The sequence below is a fragment of the Enterococcus ureilyticus genome, from assembly GCF_001730315.1.
GTDB lineage: Bacteria > Bacillota > Bacilli > Lactobacillales > Enterococcaceae > Enterococcus_L > Enterococcus_L ureilyticus.
This window is the reverse complement of the sequence record NZ_MIKC01000039.1, coordinates 138521-157747: the sequence shown is the minus strand read 5'-3', so window position 1 is coordinate 157747 and position 19227 is coordinate 138521. Positions and strand designations below refer to the sequence as shown.

Genomic DNA, 19227 nt, shown 5'->3' with positions numbered 1-19227 from the left:
AAAGTGAAGTCAATCAGGCAAACTGATTGACTTTTTTGTGCTTTTTAAGACAAATTTCTTTTTATTTAAGCTAAAAAAATTTATAATTAAGATGAATAAGGATTATATCAAATTTGAAAAAGACTATTTCAGCTTTTTTGAGCTGTGAATATTCTGTTTTTTATTATCAAAGTCAAAAATAAAGAATCGAATGAGGTGAAAAACATGAAACTAGTCAACGTAACTAATAGTTATAAACGGTTAGTCAATAAACAACTAGAAAATACCGATGCATACTTTGTTAAAGTTTATTCAGCGGGTAATACGACCGTCGTTTATACAGAAGCTACCCAACATGCAGAAATATTGATTGTGAACAAAAAACGCGCTGTTCGAAAAACGGAAATCAATGAAATTCTAAAGTATCTATTAAAACGGATTCCTAAGGATAAATATGACCACGATCAAATTTCAATCATTGAGTTAAAAGATGTCATTGAAATTTCGATCCCAATCTCTTCCGCACTTGTGGAGAATTAAACAAAAGGAGGTTGGGACAGGAGTGTTTAATCCCGAGAAATAAGAAGGAATTCACGAAAATTGCTCTTCAAATTTTTGTGAATTTCGGCTTATTTCCGAAGGGATTGCTTCTGCTCCCACCGTTTATACGGATTTTTTGAGTCTGAGATATAACTCGTAAAGTTATGTCCCAGACTCCTTTCATTTGCTTTATTCCAAAATCTTTTTTTGTATTTCTACCAAACAATTGATTTATTTTCCCCAAAAACCACAATTCTAATCTGCAACTCTTCAATTAGTTAGTTTTTGTACAAAATAAAAAGTTCTTTTCCACCAAAAATACTTGACAAAGAGCCTTTTTAAATTACCTAGATATGCTTTTTATCCCATCCCAAAAAACACCCTGACTCTCTTTGATACTAAGTCACCAAAACCTAGTACAAAAGGAGATTCAAGGTGTCTCTCTCTCATAATAATGGATTAAAACTACCTATTTTAATCCATTATTTTCGATAACTTGGCGATACCAAGCAAAAGAATCTTTTTTATAGCGCTGCATTGTACCGTTTCCTGCATTATCACGATCTACATAAATCATTCCATAGCGCTTTTTCATTTCTCCAGTTGTAAATGAAACTAAATCAATAATTCCCCAAGGCGTATAACCTAAAAGTTCTACACCATCATAATCAACTGCTTTTTCTAACGCCTCAATATGTTTGCTTAAATACTCAATTCTAGTTTCGTCATGTACTTTTCCGTTTTCCAACTCGTCAATTGCACCAAACCCATTTTCTACGATAAATAGAGGTAGTTGATAACGATCATATAAACGATTCAATGTAAAACGTAGTCCTTCTGGATCAATCGCCCAACCCCAATCAGTTGATTGGATATGCGGGTTTTCAACACCATTAGCAAGTCCACCATTGACGATATTATTGTCGACATCATTTCTAGCATCTGCTTTTACTACTGTCGACATATAGTAGCTAAATCCAACATAATCGACTGTTCCAGCTTTCAAAACGGCTAAATCTTCTAAACGTATGTCTATATTGTATCCTTCCCGTTCAAACTCTTTTAACGCATAGTTTGGATATTTTCCACGAACATGTACATCAGCAAAGAAAAACCTTTGACGATTCGCTTCTTCAGCTGCCATAATATCGGCTGGATTACATGAATAAGGATAGATAGGTACATGAGAAACCATACAGCCAATTTGAAACGCCGGATTAATTTCTTTCCCGATCATCACAGCTTTAGCACTGGCAACTAGTTCGTTGTGAGCCACTTGATACATCACTTCTTTAGCATTTTCGCCTTCTTCAACCAAAACACCTGAATTCGTCCATAAGAAAATCGGATTATTAACATCCATTTGATTATTGATTTCGTTAAACGTCATCCAGTATTTCACTTTGTCTTGGTACCGTTCAAACACTACTTTGGCAAACTTAGCAAAAAAATCAATCACTTGACGATTGCGAAAACCACCGTATTCACGCGCTAAATGTAAAGGCATTTCAAAGTGAGATAATGTAATGACTGGCTCAATGCCGTTTTTCAGCAATTCATCAAAAACATCATCATAAAATTTCAATCCCGCTTCATTCGGTTTAGCTTCATCACCTTTAGGAAAAATCCGCGTCCACGCAATCGAGGTACGTAAACACTTCAAACCCATTTCTGCAAACAGTGCAATATCTTTCTTATATTCATGATAAAAATCAATCGCAACTTGATTTGGATAAAATTTATCCGCTTCAATTGTTGACGTAATCTCTCTTGCAACGCCATGTTCTCCTGCAGTCATTACATCGATTACGCTTGGGCCTTTACCACCAGCATCCCAACCACCTTCAAATTGATGGGCAGCTAAAGCGCCACCCCATAAAAAATCTTTTTGTACCATTTTCTTATTCCTCCAATTGTTTAATTGTGTTTATTTAGTTAAAGTCTAAAATTATATCGTTTCGATCTACATGAGTCTTTTCTGTAATTAACATGTCTTTTAGTTCATTACTATTCGGTACCACAACAATCGTTGTTGCTACATAACCTGCAGCTTGAATTTTTTCACTGTCAAAACTTAACAGTAGCTCTCCGACTTGAATTTCTTGATCCTGTTTCACAAAATAGTCAAAGCCTTCACCATGCATATTCACTGTGTCCAACCCAACATGAATCAGTAACTCTACACCTTCCTTAGATGTTAAGCCCACAGCATGTTTTGAATCAAAAACAGCGCTAACCGTTCCCGAAAATGGTGCATAAATTTTGTTATCGCTCGGTTCAATGGCAACTCCATTGCCCATAACACCGCTAGCAAACACTTCATCTGGCACTTGACTCAACGGTACAACGTCCCCTGCTAAGGGTGCTAAAATAGGAGTTTTTGGTCCATCTACTGTCATCATAGGTTCTCCAGTCGCTAGCTCCTGGGTTAATTCTTGATCATCTGCTCTGGTTTCACCAGTGCCAAAAACCTGAGCTAGGACAACTGGTCCTACTAATGCAATTAATGACCCGATTACAATCCCGATAAACGAACTTGGATTATCCTTACTAATCGCATTAACGGTTGTTAAGACACCCGGTAACCCTGCATAAGCATAGTAATACGGATTAAAGAAACTAGCTACAATGGCTCCGATACCACCAGAAATGCAACCGTAAATGAACGGTTTTTTCAAACGTAAAGTGACACCGTAAATAGCTGGCTCAGTAATACCAAAAATCCCAGTGATAAAAGCTGATAAAGAAACACCTTTCATTTCTTTATTACGTGTTTTTAAGAAAACAGCTAAAGCAGCTCCGACTTGCGCAATCACAGCAATAGTTTGAAATGCTTGGAAAGAGTCCCGACCATACAAATCAAAGTTAGCTAGAACCATCGGCGTAACACCCCAATGAACCCCAAAAATTACAATGACTTGCCAGATACTCCCAATAATTCCAGCTGCTAAAAACGGCACATTTTCCGCTAAGAAGTTATAGCCATTTGCAATCGCTGTTGCTGCACCTGATGAAATCGGTCCGATGATCAAAATAGTTAAAGGTACCATAATGATTAGACAGATCAATGGTACAAACAATGAACGTACTACACTTGGAATTCTTTTTTCAATAAAATGCTCCAAATAAGATAAGAGCCAAACCAAAATCAGTGGCGGTAAAACTGAAGATGTATAAACAGTTTCAGATAAAGGAATGTTAAAAAAAGTAATTGCTTGACCTGAAGCAATCGTACCTGCCATCTCAGCCCAAGTCGGCGAAACTAATGCCGCACAACAGGCAATGGCTATATACATATTTGACTTAAAATGGCGAGAAGCTGTTACTGCAATAAAGATAGGTAGAAAGGTAAATGGAGCCCAAGAGATAAAACTAAATACTTGATACGTACCTGTTTCCGCAAACGTTGGAAATGCCAAATTCACTAAAATCAAAATCCCTTGTAAAATTCCTGCTGCCGCTAAAACATAAATGAACGGGGCAAAAACAGCTGACATTGTCGCAACAAGGCGATTTAAAATGGATCCTTTCGGCGCATCATCACTTGATAGATTTTCCACCTCTCCTAGCTTAATAAACGCATCGTAAACCTCCCCAACATGAGTACCGATTACAATTTGCATTTGACCACCAGACTCAACCGCAGTAATCACACCTGTTAATTGAGATAATTGCTCTTTCATCTCAGGTGTACTCGCTTTCAATACAAGTCGCAGACGCGTGGCACAACGAGCAACACTCACAATATTATCCGCTTTTACGATAGTCAAAATATCACTTGCTAATTTTGAATAATCCCTGACTTTTCCGCTCAACATTAAAAACTCCCTTTTTTTATAAATTATACATTTACATTTCAATTGTATGGGTATAATATAAATGTAACCAAACAATTTGTCAATAACTATTTTTATTTACAAATATTCTTTTACTGATAAACTTAACTAGAAAACCTTTTAAAATTAACTGATCTATTGAAATCAGAAAATCTTTATCGGAGGAACTTATGCTGAAATATCAAGAAGTCGCACAACAAATTGAAACTAAAATCCAAACTGAAAATCTTCCTCAAGGAACAAAATTACCTAGTGTTAGTGAATTAGTCACCGAATATCAGGTTAGCAAAAATACAATTTTACAAACATTAAAAGTGTTGGAATCACGTAGCGTCATTTATCAAGTTCAAGGTAGCGGTATTTTCGTGCGCCGAAGAAAGCGCAAAGGCTATATCACTTTGTTAGAAAATCAAGGATTTTCAGGAGATTTGACTTATTTTGATGTTGTTTCAAAAGTAATTAACGTGACAATTGTCAAAGCAACGGAAGAAGTGGCAAATAATTTGCATTGCACGCTTGATGATGATGTATACCTAGTAAAACGTGTTCAATCGATTCGGGGACAAATATTATGTGTAGAAGAATCTTATTACAAAATGAGTGTTGTCACTTTTTTGAATGAATCGATTGCAGAGGACTCAATATTCCACTATTTAGAAAAAGCCTTAAATATTCATATAGGCTTTTCTGATAAATATTTAAGTGTTCATAAAACAAAGGGGGAAATCTCCCGGTATTTAGAACTACCAGAAGATTCCCCCGTGCTATTAGTAGAAGAAATATATTATACAAATACTGGCGATCCCTTTGATTTCGCCAAAAATTACTATCATTATGAACACTCTCAATTCTTCTTACAAGGCTAAGTGATCAGAATATCTCTCAAAATTTTACGAATTATTCTGCAACAAGATCCTAATTAAAAAAAGGCAAAAAAACTCTTGAATTTTCCTAACATTTAAAACAGCAAAAAAGGGCTCTATACTTTCTGATGTTTGAGAGCTCACCAGCATCTTTTTAATACAAAATAATAGAAAAGACACCCTGATATCCTTTAGAATTAAGTCGTCTAAAACCATTCAAAAAGGAGAAATCAAGATGTCCTATACAAATCTTATCAAAAATACCTTAGATATTCTAGACTTAAATATTACTTTTAATGAAAATTCTTTAAAAAAGGAACGAATCAAAGGACGAATCTGCCACGTATTTTCTGGTACATTGGATTATTTCGCTCACTCCTATCATCATTGTGGTGCCAAAGAAAACGGTTCGATTATTCTTTGGAGCTTTACAACGTGTCTGATTTTACTGAATGATGTCTCTGAGGTTCAAACGTATTCATGCTTATAGAAACAACCTTTCTTCTGTCATTCTTGTGATAGAACCTTTGTCGCTGAAACAAGTCATATCGAAAAGTGTTGCTCAATCTCGAAGAAAGTCAAGCTTTCGATTGCCGAGCGTCTACGAAACACTACGTCTATAAGCGAAATTGCCTGTCAAAAGAAGGTCTCTGTTTCCTCTTTTTATCGCGTATTGAAACAGTTTTACGAACCAAAAAAAATCAATCGGCTCACATTGCCAGAAGTTCTTTGTTTTGATGAATTTAAATCAGTGAAACAAGTCGCTGCTTCTATGAGCTTTATCATGATGGACGGGCAAAAAGGCAATTAATTGATGTCATTGAAAATCGGCAGCTTTTTTTTTAGAACGTTATTTCTCACGATTTTTTTCTCTGTTCGTGAAGGGGTAAAATACATTGTTTGCGATATGTATGCGCCTTATTTTTCTTTAATTAAGAAACTATTTCCAAAGGCTCAGATTATTCTTGATCGCTTCCATATTGTGCAACACATTGGGCGAACGTTCTTAAAACACCGAATTCAACGAATGAATACCTTTCTTCATAAGGGAAATGGAGAGGCAAAAAAATATCGTCATCTAAAGAAATACTGGAAACTGCTTCAAAAGAATCAATCGAAGCTCAATTTTGAAAAACGCCAGTGGCGTCCTTCTTTCCGTGCCTATTTAACAGAAATAGAACTCGTGGATCGGTTACTTGCTTATGATGAAGAATTGAGAGCTGGCTATACCTGTTATCAGAAGTTTCTCTATGCCATACAAACAAGAGATTACGACAGTTTCATGCGTTATTAGAACAAGATTATTCTAGGCTTCCAGCTTATTATCAAACGACCATTAATACCTTTAAAAAAGTTCAAACGGGCATTAAAAATGCGTTGGATTTGCCTCATTCCAACGGACCGTTAGAATGCTTGAATAACCATATCAAAGTATTAAAGAGAACTACAGCTTCCGTAACTTCTATAATTTTAAATTGAGAATTACTTTATGTTTTGGTTCTGTTCTTTTTCAACCACAGAGAAAAACCTAGAGGAATTTCCCTCTAGGCTTCGTCATTGATTTAATTCTTTGGATTTTCTTCACCAACATTAGTTGACAAAGAATCACTTTTTTTATAACTTCATTTAATAATCAATAGTTTTAGCAACAACTCAAAACCATTGTCGTTTCCTATTGGTCACCCTACATCAAACTCTTCAATTCAACATCAGGATACTTATCTGCAAACCAACGCATAGCAAATTGATTTTCAAATAAGAACAGCGGCTGATCAAAGCGATCTCTAGCTAAGATATTCCGACTAGAGCTCATTCGTTCATCAAGATCGGCTGGATCGATCCATCGAGCTATTTTTGAACCCATTGGAGTCATGATCACTTCAGCATTATATTCATTCAGCATACGATGTTGGAACACTTCAAATTGTAATTGCCCAACGGCCCCAATGATATACTCTTCCGTTAAATACGTTTTATATAACTGGATCGCACCTTCTTGAACCAACTGATAAATGCCTTTATGGAATGATTTTTGTTTCATCACATTTTTGGCACTGACTTTCATAAACAACTCTGGTGTAAATGAGGGTAATTCTTCGTACTGAACTTTTAATTTCCCTTCAAATAACGTGTCTCCAATTTGATAATTCCCTGTATCATAGATCCCGATAATATCACCAGCTACAGCTTCTTCGACATTTTCTCTAGCATCAGCCATAAATTGTGTTACATTACTTAACTTGATTTTTTTACCGGTTCTTCCAAGTGTAACGTCCATGCCACGCTCAAAGGTTCCTGAACAGATACGAACAAAAGCAATACGATCTCGGTGAGCTGGATTCATATTTGCTTGGATTTTAAATACAAAGCCTGAAAATTCTTCTTCATAAGGGCTGACTTCTTGTCCTTCTTCTGTCTTATGTCCATATGGTGATGGTGCAAATTGCAAGAAAGTTTCCAACATTGTTTGGACTCCAAAGTTAGTTAATGCTGAACCAAAGAAGACTGGTGTTTGATAACCGCGAGCAATTTTCTCCGTATCAAACTCGTCACCTGCTTCAACTAACAATTCAACTTCTTCTAATACTTGTTGGTAAACACTATCCTTATGCAATGGCAAATCACTTGGAATGTCACCATCCACTAATGGAATGAAACGTTCGCCATTATTGGTTTCGGGACGGTAAACTTCTACACGCTTATTGTAGATATCATATAATCCTTCCAACCCTTTTCCCATACCAATCGGCCAATTCATTGGATATGATTCAATATCTAGCAACTCTTCTAATTCTTCAAGTAACTCTAACGGTTCTCGACCATCTCTATCTAATTTATTGATAAACGTAAAAATTGGAATCCCACGTTTCTTTACAACTTGAAATAATTTTTTGGTTTGGGCTTCGATCCCTTTGGCACTATCGATTACCATAACAGCGCTATCCACAGCCATCAAAGTCCGGTACGTGTCTTCTGAAAAATCCTCGTGTCCAGGTGTGTCCAAGATGTTTACGCGTTTCCCATCATAGTCAAATTGCATCACTGAACTGGTTACAGAAATTCCTCTTTGTTTTTCGATTTCCATCCAGTCAGATTTCGCAAAATTTCCTGTTTTCTTTCCTTTTACAGTTCCAGCTTGGCGGATTGCGCCTCCAAATAGTAAAAGCTGTTCTGTAATCGTTGTTTTACCAGCATCCGGATGGGAAATAATGGCAAACGTGCGGCGGCTATCTACTTGTTCTTTTAAATGCGGATTATTCATTCGTTGCTCCAATCTATCATTTTTTCTTGAAAAGACTTCATTTATTTATCCTAGTTTATCTAAAAGTTATTTACATTGGAAAATTCTCCCTGCTCTTTATTCTTCAACTAATGTAGTATATCATGGAATTACCCTAGTTTTCAAAGTCTTTAACTAAGTTTCTAAAAAAATTGCAGAGACTAAATGAACACGCAACGAATTTAAGTCTCACTCCTAACTAGATGTAATAAAGCCTTAATATTCGCTTTTGATTATTTATCCGTTCATAAAATCATTGAAACGTTCTCTTACGTTGATTTTTCCTATATAACAGTTTACAGTGAGTTAAATAAAAGAAGGAACATGAGTAGCTTTCACTACTTCTGTTCCTTCTTTTGGTTTATCTTCTTGGCTCGTCATCTTCCATTTCTTTACGGAAAAAACGACGGTATTCTTCAGGTTCTTCATCAACGATTTCTTCGTCATGGAAAACAACTTTTAATGCTAAAACTCTCGTTCCTTCCATTTCTTCAGAAGTCAGTGTAATGTTGCCAACATCAAATGACAATTTCTCCCCTTCATCAGGAATCGTACCTAAAGCGGTTATCAGATAACCTGCCATTGTATCGACATCACTCATGTGCAAATCTGTGCCAAATGCTTCGTTGAATTCATCAATCAGCATTCTACCTTGAACTAAATACTCATGCTCACTGAGCTTATCATACAAGTTCTCTACTTCATCCGTCTCATCATCGATTTCTCCAACAATTTCTTCTAATAAATCTTCTAACGTAGCCAAACCAACGACACCACCATATTCATCCAATAGGATCGCCATCTGATTTTGAGTTCGTTTTAGTTCATATAATAAATCATCAATAAAAATCGTTTCTGGAACAAATAATGGTTCTTGGATAATATTTTTTAATTCAATTTTGTCAAAGCCTAATTTATGGGCTGCTTTTAATAAATTTTTAGTATGAAGAACACCGATAATTTTATCTTTGTCTTCGTTATAAACTGGGATTCTCGAATAGTTTTCGGATAAAATAGCATTAATATTCTCTTGAATATCATCTTCAATATTGATCATAAAAGCATCGGTTCGTGGAACCATAACTTCACGAGCAACTTTCGTATCTAATGAGAAGACACCTTGAAGCATTTCTAATTCATCATTATCTAAAACACCTTCTGATTCCAACATATAACGCATTTCGTCACGTGTCATTTTTGAATCAGCATCATCAAATGTCATTGGTGTAATTTTTGAAAGTAAGTCTGTTGAAGCAGATAACAACCACACAAATGGTCGAGCAATTACGCCTAATACTCGCACGAATCCAGAAGTTGCTTGCGCTACTTCTTCTGATTTGTTCATGGCGATTCGTTTTGGATATAATTCACCAAAAACAATGGAAACATAGGTCAACATAGCTAAAATAATAATATTTGCTATGCTTTTTGCAGCAGCTCCGCCACCAAGAACAGGTGCCAATCTTGCTGATAAAGTATCAGCTAAAGATGCTCCAGACAAGATATTAACTAACGTGATACCGACTTGAATCGTTGATAAAAAGCTCGTAGGATCTTGTAGAATCTTTAATAACTTCTTCGCTTTCGCGTCTCCTTCTTCTGCTTTTTGTTCGATACGATTCTTGTTGACTGAAACTACTGCTATCTCCGCTGCAGCAAGAAACGCATTGATCAATGTTAAAACGATCAATAATAAAATTTGCGCGATAAGCGACTGACTCTCGGGGTCAGCATTCATAATGTGCACTCTCTCCTCTTAAAATTATTCGAAAAACGTTGTATTTCGTTTTCCAATTTCATTTAGTAATAAACTGTTTACTAATCCATTTGATAAAAAACGTGACCACTATAAGTAGTCACGCTAAAATCGTATCACAAACATCGATTAATTTCAATAATCGATGTCATTTTTCTTTCATTGTTATCTCATTTCCTTCACCAGACAATACAATTTTTTCACTTCTGCTTTCCCGAATCATTCCCATTACATGAATCACTACGGTTTTTACAATCGCATAAAATGGAACGCCTAAGAAAATGCCCAATAGTCCTGCGATGTTTCCAGCAACTAGTAAAACAATGATGATCGTTAATGGATGGATCTGTAAAGATTTTCCAATTACATTCGGATAAATGATATTGCCATCGATTTGTTGGACAATTAAAACAACAACACAACAAAATACGGCTTTGATCGGTTCATCAAAAACAGTTACAAAAACAGCTGGCGCCAGTCCTAAATAAGGACCAAGATACGGGATCAGATTGGTGAACCCTGCAATTACACCGAATAAAAAGGCATAACGAACGCCAATCAAAGAATAACCAATTGCAGTAAAAGTACCGACGAATAAACATTCAATCGCTTGCCCGCTAATATAATTTGCCAATGTTTTGTTGATTTTGTTTAACAAATCAGCGATGCTTTCTTGGCGTTTTTCAGGTAAAAAACGCTCGATCGATGGTACTAATCGGTCCCCATCTTTTAACATATAAAATAAAATAAACGGTGCTGTGAAAATAACGATCGTCGTCGAAGCCACTGTGGACACAACTGAACCTAAGCTATTTGATAAGCCACTTAAAAACTGTTGAATAATCGTTCCATATGATATATCCAATTTCTCTATATAACTTGTTAAATCAACCTCTTTAAATAATGGTAGCTCAGCCATTCGGTAGACCCAAGCTTCTACATTACTGAAAACAGTCGGCATACTTGAAGCTAAACTAGCAAGCTGAGAAGCTAACTTAGGAATCACACTGACTAGTATCAACACAATAGCTACTACTAATATCAATAAAACAAGAAGAACTGCAAAAATTCTTTTCATTTTCGTTTTCATTAGTAAATTGACAATTGGATTTAATATATAATACAAAAATCCTGCTACTAATACTGGTGCAAATAAGGTTGAGAAAAATGTTCCGATTGGTGCAAATACAAAATTGATTTTACTTGAGACAAAAATCAACGTTGCAATTACTAGTAATTCTGCTGACCAAAAAAATAATTTTGACTGTCTTAATTTTTCAAACAAAGAAGATCCTCCCTTAACATTAAAAATTGTGCTTTTTTATTTTATTCATGAAATAATAATTGCTCCTTAATAGATTTTAGCATAACCTCTCCTAAATAACATAGCAATACTTCTTTGTACCTATTTTTATTTAAAGTATTGAATCAAATTTACAGAAGATTATTTTTATGCTCTTCAAAATAATATTTGGCTTTTTCTAAGTTCCCTTTACCGATTACGTCTTTGATTTTTTATACGATTTCATCTGTAATCCTTGTAAACATGACCTTTCGAATTTTTTATTTATACTGCAAACTGCTTACGCCATAAAAAAAATAACCTTTCATTTTTAGTAATGTTCTACTGTCTGCTTATTTGATGTATAATAAATAAAATAATTATAATTGAGGTGCTATATGAAAATCGTCCACACTAGAGATACTATGAGTACTATCTATTTAGATGCAGTGAAAATTCGCCGTCACGTTTTTATGTTGGAGCAAGGCGTTCCTGGTGAGATTGAACTCGATAAATATGAAGCAGCTTGTATTCATTTTGTTTTATATGATGATGATAATGAAGCAATTGCAACTTGCCGTTTATTACCCCTTGAACAGAATCTTATAAAATTACAACGAATGGCTGTCAAAAAAGGCTACAGAGGGAAAGATTACGGGCGGTTGATCGTAAAAAATGCTGAGCAGTTCTCTAAAGAACAAGGATATAATACTATGACTTTAGGCGCTCAAATAACTGCGCTTGGTTTTTACGAACGTATGGGTTATGTCAAAGAAGGGGACATGTTCCTAGATGCGAATATCGAGCATTATCAAATGACTAAATCTTTGTAATTATGAAAAATCTTGGGATCGATACATCCTTCAGGTATATTTTCAATTCATTGACAAAGGGTAAACTCAATATTTTTCTAACTGAAATTAATACCTATATAGGAAATAACTTAGATTTTTGTATACCTTTTAAATATAAGAAAATCCAGATGCCAATCGAATTGACTGGTATCTGGATTTTCTTTTAGAACGTATGCCCCACGTCAATTGAGTAACTAGACTATCTCATTTTAGCGGCGTTTGTTCCGTAAATATAACCCACTAGCCAACATCAGCACTACAATTCCAAAAAGTATTGACCCTATCGTCGTGACTTCTCCTAATAAAGGTATTATTGTGCCAATCTTCTTCGTCGGTTTAGTTGGTATTTCTTTCTCTGGCGAATCTGGGGTAGGAGGATCTGATTGATACGTATTAGTCAAAAGGATTCCATGCTTGGTCGCATCATTCATTGTCGCAGTATACCCTTCAGGAATATCCACTTCTTTGATTGTGTAGTCAATTTCTTTTCCTGCTACTTTTTCATCTAATTCCGTCCAAGAATACTGCCAGTTATTTGCGGAAGAAAGTGTTACAATTTCTCCGTGTTTTTCTCCATTCGCATATAGCTGAACGCTAATTTTTTCTGGTCTTTTTTTCGCCTGATCATCAGCATCGTCCCAAGCTTTATTTACTGTTACACTTGTTTTCCCAGGAGTATAACGGTTTATTAAATCGATGCCGACAATTTCAGTTGAATACTCAGGCACTTGATTTTCCATTACCGTATAAATAATTTCTTTTCCATTATTATACTTAGGTAAGTTCGTAAACGTGTATTGCCAATTGTTTGCCGCGGTTACGTCTTGCTCATTTACTGGCACCCCATTTGCCAATAAGAGAACTGTAATGGACTCTGGACGTTTACCGTCTTGGTTGTCTTTATCTTCCCATGTTTTTGTACCTGTCAGCTCAATTGTTTCGGGTACGTGAGAGTTTGTAATGATGACATTGCCAAGATCTTCACTGTCGATTGTTATTCCATACTCTTCATCTATTGAAGTTTCTTTTACAGAATAAATAATATCTTGTCCATTGGCTTTTTCATCTAATTCTGTCCATGTGTGTTGCCATAAATTTTTGTCGCTCAAGCTAACAGGCTCTCCCTGTTTCTTCTCATTGGCATACAATTGAACCGTAATATTTTCTGGTCGTTTGCCATCTTGATTGTCAGCATCATTCCACGCTTTCGTCACAGTTACACTAGTTTGGCCCGGTGTATAATGATTGATCAAATTGGTGCCGTCGATTTCTACAGAATATTCTGGTACATGATTCTCTGTCACAGTATACTGTATTTCTTTCCCCTCTTTATATTTAGGGAGGTCTGAAAAAGCATATTCCCAATTGTCCGCTTCTGTCACCACTTTTTCGGCTACCTTTTCTCCATCAGCCAGTAAGTTTACCGTTACTTCCTTAGGACGAATGCCATCTTGATTATTTTTATCCTCCCAGGTCTTTGTTCCGGTGATCACTATTTTTTCTGGTACATGCGTATTTTTTATGATGATATTTCCTATGTCGCTTGTATCCACCGCCATATCATAGCCATCAATCACATCTAATTCTTTCACAGAATAAATGATTTCTTTTCCATTTGCTTTTTCATCTAGCTCTGCCCAAGTATGTTGCCATTGATTTGCAGTATTCAATTGAACAGGAGCTCCGAGTGCTTTTCCATCAGCATAAAGTTGAACCATGATGCCATTTGGCCGTTTACCATCTTGGTTATTTGCATCATCCCATGCTTTTGTTACTGTTACACTAGTTTGTCCTGGAGTATAACTATTTTTTATCGAAGTCCCATTGATCTCTGTGGAATAATCTGGCACATGGTCTTCTGTCACTGTATAGTGAATCAATTTACCCTCTTTATATTTTGGTAAGTTTGTAAATTCGTAGTTCCATTTATTATCTGCAGTTACTGTTTTTTGATCAATTTCTATGCCATCCGCTAATAGATTTACGATTATTTTTTCCGGTCGTTTGCCATCTTGATTATTTTTGTCATCCCACGTTTTTGTGCCTGAAACCTTTGTCGTCTCAGGTGTATGTGCATTTGTTAAAACGATTGTACCCTCTTTATCTACCTTTGTAGTTGCTTGGTATCCTGAAACATTAGATATTTCTTTAACCGTATAAGAAACTAATTGTCCATTAGCTTTTTCATCCAAGTCAACCCATTCATACTTCCACTGATTAGAGTCATTTAATATAACAGGATCACCAACAGCTATATTATTACCATACAATTGAACAGTGATACTTTGTGGTCTTTTACCATCCTGATTATTTTGGTCGTCCCAGACTTTGTTTACCGAAATAGCTGTTTTTGTCATTTCTGGTTCGTTTTTAAATGCTCCAATATTTTTGTAAGTAATGGATTGGTTTGGTTCCATTAAATCTTTTGATTCAATGGTAAAATATAAGTTATCTTTTGATTGTTCATATCCTGACGGAGCCTGTATTTCACTAAAATAATAATCACCGGTTGTTAAATTGTCTACTTTGACTTTACCATCTGTACCAGAGGTGATGTTACTTTTTACCTTAGTATAATTCCCAGTGATATTTTTTTTATACAAATCAAAAACTGCTGAGCCCAATCCCTGATTAGTGGTTCCATCAACTTTTTGAAATTCAACTCCTGCTGTTTTCCCGGTAATGGTCCCCTCAGCCACGTTGTACATTTGAGACTCAGATAATTTCCAAACTTTTTCAGAATTATCATTATATACAATGGTAATAGTCGCATCATTTGTAAATTCTGTGTCTTCCAATACTTCATTTAATGGTGTCGTATAATATTCTAATTTATATTGTTTAAATTCAGAATTGTTGTCTTGTGCAAGTTTTTCATATTTTTGAACAGTTGGTAAAATATCTGTTTTAAATCCAGAATAATATGTATTCAGTGGATCACGCATCAATCCCATTTTTTCTTGACTTACACCACCATATTCCCACGGTAGAGAGGTGAAAAATCCTCCTTCAAAAGCATACGAACCAGCCCACCCTGGTGAAATGTCTCCGAAAGAAACCATTTTTTGATCGTAGGGTGTATCTTCAATATAAATATGTTTAATTTCATCAAAAGAGCTTGCTTTGCCTAATAGCGTATTTCTCCCCAAACCAATATTCCAATTGAACACTGTACTTGTCTCATTCGGACTTTCTGGCAAATTCGCTAAAATAGCATCCCCTTCTTTTTTGTTCCAGTTTGTATCTCCCGCTCCTACACCAGTACCCCCACCAGGAGTTCCTTCATCAGGTTTAGGTACATGGACCACTATTTCTTTATCCGGTAAAACAATTGTATTATCTCCATCTGTTTGGATGTATTTCTCATTTAATACATAACTCAAATTAAATGTTCCAGAAACTTCTGAATGCGTTTCAACATAATTCGTAGTAAACTGCATCTTGATATAATATCCAGCATCTTCGTTCCCTAAAATAGTGACGCGAGCCACTTCATTTCCATCCTTATACAAATTAAATTTAAAATTTTGTACAATTTTAAATTCTTTTGGAATAGAAAATTCTAAAATATCTCCATTTTTATACGTATTATCCGGAATACGCCACTCGTAATCTAAGTTATAAATTTCATTTATTTCCATAGTACCATTATTTCCAATAATGGTACTTGAACTATCGGTGATTTGCGTATTTATCACATACTTGTCTCCGTTGTATTCACTCTTAGCAAAAATTGCTGATGTATTAAAGAAATAACACGTAACGGATAATAAGATTGATAGTAAGCTTATTGTAGAAAGTACATATTTTTTTTTGCTCATTTTGTTAATCCTCCTCTTTCCTACTATAGTTTTTCGCTAGAATAATTGTGGAAAAGTTAATTTACTCATTTAGTTTTTTATAACAACAGTCTAAAATGATACTTGACAACAATTGTTATTAAAATTCTCAACACTTCAGAGTAAACAAACTTAATGTTTTTTTAAATTAACTAAATATATTTATAATATTAATATGATACATTCCTTTAATTTTTTCATTCCAAAGATTACAAAATGGAGCCGTATTTTATAGAAGATTTGTCTGTTAGGTTAAGAAGAAATTATAAGACTTATGTAATTGAAAATAGATATTTTACGAACAAATTAAGAAAACGACTGAGAATGTCCTTATAACATATCTCTTCAAGTCGATTTTTCAGAACTAAATATCCTTTTTAAAGCAGTTTATCAAATGATCACTACAGCTTATTAAACTGATTTCTCATCCTGAATTTTTAATTGATTTCAAAAAAAAAACTGCTAAATTCATTTTTACTTGAATTTAGCAAGAAGTGCTCTTTGATTGAAATATTAGGTTGCATATACATAGATAAAATCGTCTTTAGTATCATTTTTTGAAAAAAAAGATATCTTGATAGTGAAAAGTAAAAGAGCACTAATCTGAAAAAATCTGAATAAGCTCATTCAGAATGATCGCCCTACTTTTTCGAACTGATAGCTAACGTTTTAAAGAAGAAAAACGTGCTTCATCATATAATTTTAACTAAAAAAACATGCTTGTTTATTTTTGTAGTTCCTTTTATTTTAACAAGAGGTTCTATTTTTGTATAAGAAAAATCCAGATGATAATCAATTTGACTAACATCTGGATTTATCTAGGACTTACGTCCCAAGCTCTTTTTTGACTTCACATCTCACAATGGCTATTTCTTTGATAGCTCTTGGTAACGCTGATACCAGATATCTACATAGGCTTCAGAGAATGGGCCTTTTTCGTTATTAATCCAATCCACTAACGTCTTAACATTTTCTTTTAGAATAAAATCAATATCTTCTGGATAATCCATAATTTTACTGTGAAATTCGTATTCGTCCACATCCAATAACCGTTTTTCACCATCAGGAAAAACTTTGATATCCAGATCATAATCAATGTACTTCAATGCTTCATCATCTAAAAGATACGGTGACGCCAGATTGCAGTAATAAGAAACCCCCTTTTCTCTAATCATCGCTATTATGTTGAACCAGTATTTTTTATGGAAATAAACTATAGCTGGTTCACGAGTAACCCAACGACGCCCGTCAGACTCTGTTACCAATGTATGATCGTTGACACCGATTAAAGAATACTCGCTCGTTTTTAATACCATAGTATCTCGCCATGTTCGATGCAAATGTCCATCGTGTTTGTAACTTTGGATTGTTACAAATTCACCTTCTTTTGGAATTGCCATAGTCCCCCAACTTTCCCTAGTACGAAAAATCGCTTCTAAAAGCTACTAATTTCTCGTTTGGGTGTTCATTACACCGATATCAACATAATTATATCATAATTTTCAACTTTGCATACTAAGTAGTTTGGTTTCTTACAGTAATGAGAACTATCTTTTAAAATAAATCGTTCGATTTTAGTTTTTGGAGGCTGACATTGGAATAGATTTTAAGAAGGTCTAGCTCTAAACAGAGCTAGACAGCGTTGCAGCCCAAATTGATTATCTTAAGCAAATATTTCAATCCACTAGCTCTAAACAGAGCTAGACTCGATATCAGCTTTCACTTTGCTTAACTGATCCGTATTTCAATCCACTAGCTCTAAACAGAGCTAGACATTTGATTGTGAGATTGTCACGTTTGAACCTGAATTATTTCAATCCACTAGCTCTATACAGAGCTAGACTTCTTTTATTATACATAAGTGTTTCAATATCAAAATTTCAATCCACTAGCTTTAAACAGAGCTAGACATATTTAATTCTTTTAGATAACCGATCATTTTTTTATTTCAATCCACTAGCTCTAAACAGAGCTAGACATTGTACCTTACGCGGAACACTATGTTTTATGTACTATTTCAATCCACTAGCTCTAAACAGAGCTAGACCTTATATACGTAAAATCATCATTGTTAAGCGTTATTTCAATCCACTAGCTCTAAACAGAGCTAGACATGAGTAACACGATTAAATAACAGGGCTTTTATGAATTTCAATCCACTAGCTCTAAACAGAGCTAGACAGGAGTTTTTCCCTATGTCAAAAGAGTTTCAACAAATTTCAATCCACTAGCTCTAAACAGAGCTAGACAGTAGACTTAGCTCCAATTGTTGAATGGGTACAATTTCAATCCACTAGCTCTAAACAGAGCTAGACATTATGATTATGACAAGAAATGATAATGCACAAGATTTCAATCCACTAGCTCTAAACAGAGCTAGACCACCGCCAAATGATTAAGCAATTTAGAATATCTATTTCAATCCACTAGCTCTAAACAGAGCTAGACAATGTATAGATTGTAACTTTTCTATAAATATTTCTATTTCAATCCACTAGCTCTAAACAGAGCTAGACAAAAAGTATCCTATAATTCTGGTGGCGCTCGTAAGATTTCAATCCACTAGCTCTAAACAGAGCTAGACTTTTACATAGCAACGTTTTAGACTTGTATTTATCTGATTTCAATCCACTAGCTCTAAACAGAGCTAGACTTGTTCAGTCAATGCTTTAGCTTGCACTTTCAAATTTCAATCCACTAGCTCTAAACAGAGCTAGACCAAAACTGGGAACTGTACAAAGCGTTGAGGCATCTATTTCAATCCACTAGCTCTAAACAGAGCTAGACTAGTATTGATAATTTTAAGGATATGTTTGCTGTATTTCAATCCACTAGCTCTAAACAGAGCTAGACACATCTCTGTAGATTTTTGTATGTCGCTATTTCCAATTTCAATCCACTAGCTCTAAACAGAGCTAGACAATTTATGCTTTAGCAGGAAGTACAATCACACAAATTTCAATCCACTAGCTCTAAACAGAGCTAGACGCCAAAAAAC

10 protein-coding genes, 3 pseudogenes and 1 CRISPR repeat array (1 of these 14 running past the window's edge) are annotated in these 19227 nt (G+C 35.0%); of the genes and pseudogenes, 4 read left to right on the top strand and 9 right to left on the bottom strand.

The features are described 5' to 3' along the window. Positions 1-204: 204 nt before the first annotated feature. Positions 205-519 (top strand): DUF1827 family protein, encoded by a 315-nt coding sequence (locus BCR24_RS13385; protein ID WP_069641017.1) that lies wholly within the window; start codon positions 205-207, stop codon positions 517-519. A 469-nt stretch (positions 520-988) separates the two neighbouring features. Here the strand turns inward: BCR24_RS13385 and BCR24_RS13375 are convergent, their stop codons facing one another. Then, positions 989-2416 carry a 6-phospho-beta-glucosidase gene (locus tag BCR24_RS13375; protein WP_069641015.1) on the bottom strand — a complete coding sequence of 476 codons (1428 nt, stop codon included), beginning with the start codon at positions 2414-2416 and terminating at the stop codon, positions 989-991. Positions 2417-2450: 34 nt separating this feature from the next. After that, entirely contained in the window at positions 2451-4337 is a 1887-nt protein-coding gene (locus BCR24_RS13370) for a beta-glucoside-specific PTS transporter subunit IIABC (RefSeq protein ID WP_069641014.1), read from the bottom strand. Between the two features lie 188 nt (positions 4338-4525). On the opposite strand from BCR24_RS13370, the gene BCR24_RS13365 reads away from it, so the two are divergent. Both BCR24_RS13365 and BCR24_RS17360 read left to right on the top strand, forming a co-directional pair. Next, positions 4526-5221, top strand: a complete 696-nt coding sequence (locus BCR24_RS13365) for a GntR family transcriptional regulator (RefSeq protein WP_069641013.1) — start codon at positions 4526-4528, stop codon at positions 5219-5221. A gap of 232 nt (positions 5222-5453) precedes the next feature. Beyond that, a pseudogene (locus tag BCR24_RS17360) lies at positions 5454-6750 on the top strand (ISL3 family transposase). Between the two features lie 152 nt (positions 6751-6902). On the opposite strand, the gene BCR24_RS13350 reads toward BCR24_RS17360, so the two are convergent. From BCR24_RS13350 to BCR24_RS13340, 3 genes are all read right to left on the bottom strand, one after another. Then, positions 6903-8480, bottom strand: a complete 1578-nt coding sequence (locus BCR24_RS13350) for a peptide chain release factor 3 (protein WP_069641010.1) — start codon at positions 8478-8480, stop codon at positions 6903-6905. A gap of 379 nt (positions 8481-8859) precedes the next feature. Beyond that, positions 8860-10236, bottom strand: a complete 1377-nt coding sequence (locus BCR24_RS13345) for a hemolysin family protein (RefSeq protein ID WP_069641009.1) — start codon at positions 10234-10236, stop codon at positions 8860-8862. Positions 10237-10402: 166 nt separating this feature from the next. Further along, positions 10403-11539: an AI-2E family transporter gene (locus tag BCR24_RS13340; RefSeq protein WP_069641008.1), complete on the bottom strand. Its 1137-nt coding sequence runs from the start codon at positions 11537-11539 to the stop codon at positions 10403-10405. A 395-nt stretch (positions 11540-11934) separates the two neighbouring features. On the opposite strand from BCR24_RS13340, the gene BCR24_RS13335 reads away from it, so the two are divergent. Next, positions 11935-12369 (top strand): GNAT family N-acetyltransferase, encoded by a 435-nt coding sequence (locus tag BCR24_RS13335; RefSeq protein ID WP_069641007.1) that lies wholly within the window; start codon positions 11935-11937, stop codon positions 12367-12369. A gap of 230 nt (positions 12370-12599) precedes the next feature. Here BCR24_RS13335 and BCR24_RS17450 read toward each other — a convergent pair whose 3' ends face one another. From BCR24_RS17450 to bph, 4 genes and pseudogenes are all read right to left on the bottom strand, one after another. After that, positions 12600-14480, bottom strand: coding sequence for a Cna B-type domain-containing protein (locus BCR24_RS17450; RefSeq protein ID WP_446682035.1), 1881 nt, complete (start codon positions 14478-14480; stop codon positions 12600-12602). Positions 14481-14525: 45 nt separating this feature from the next. Then, positions 14526-14729: pseudogene (locus tag BCR24_RS17445) on the bottom strand (Cna B-type domain-containing protein); the annotation flags it as partial. A 93-nt stretch (positions 14730-14822) separates the two neighbouring features. After that, positions 14823-16031: pseudogene (locus BCR24_RS17440) on the bottom strand (SpaA isopeptide-forming pilin-related protein); the annotation flags it as partial. Positions 16032-17095: 1064 nt separating this feature from the next. Then, on the bottom strand, positions 17096-17629 hold the full coding sequence (gene bph / locus BCR24_RS13325; protein ID WP_010773241.1) for a biofilm phosphatase Bph: 534 nt from the start codon (positions 17627-17629) through the stop codon (positions 17096-17098). Between the two features lie 273 nt (positions 17630-17902). Next, positions 17903-19227: direct repeats of the CRISPR family, unit length 33 nt; unit sequence ATTTCAATCCACTAGCTCTAAACAGAGCTAGAC (it continues 1275 nt past the right edge of the window).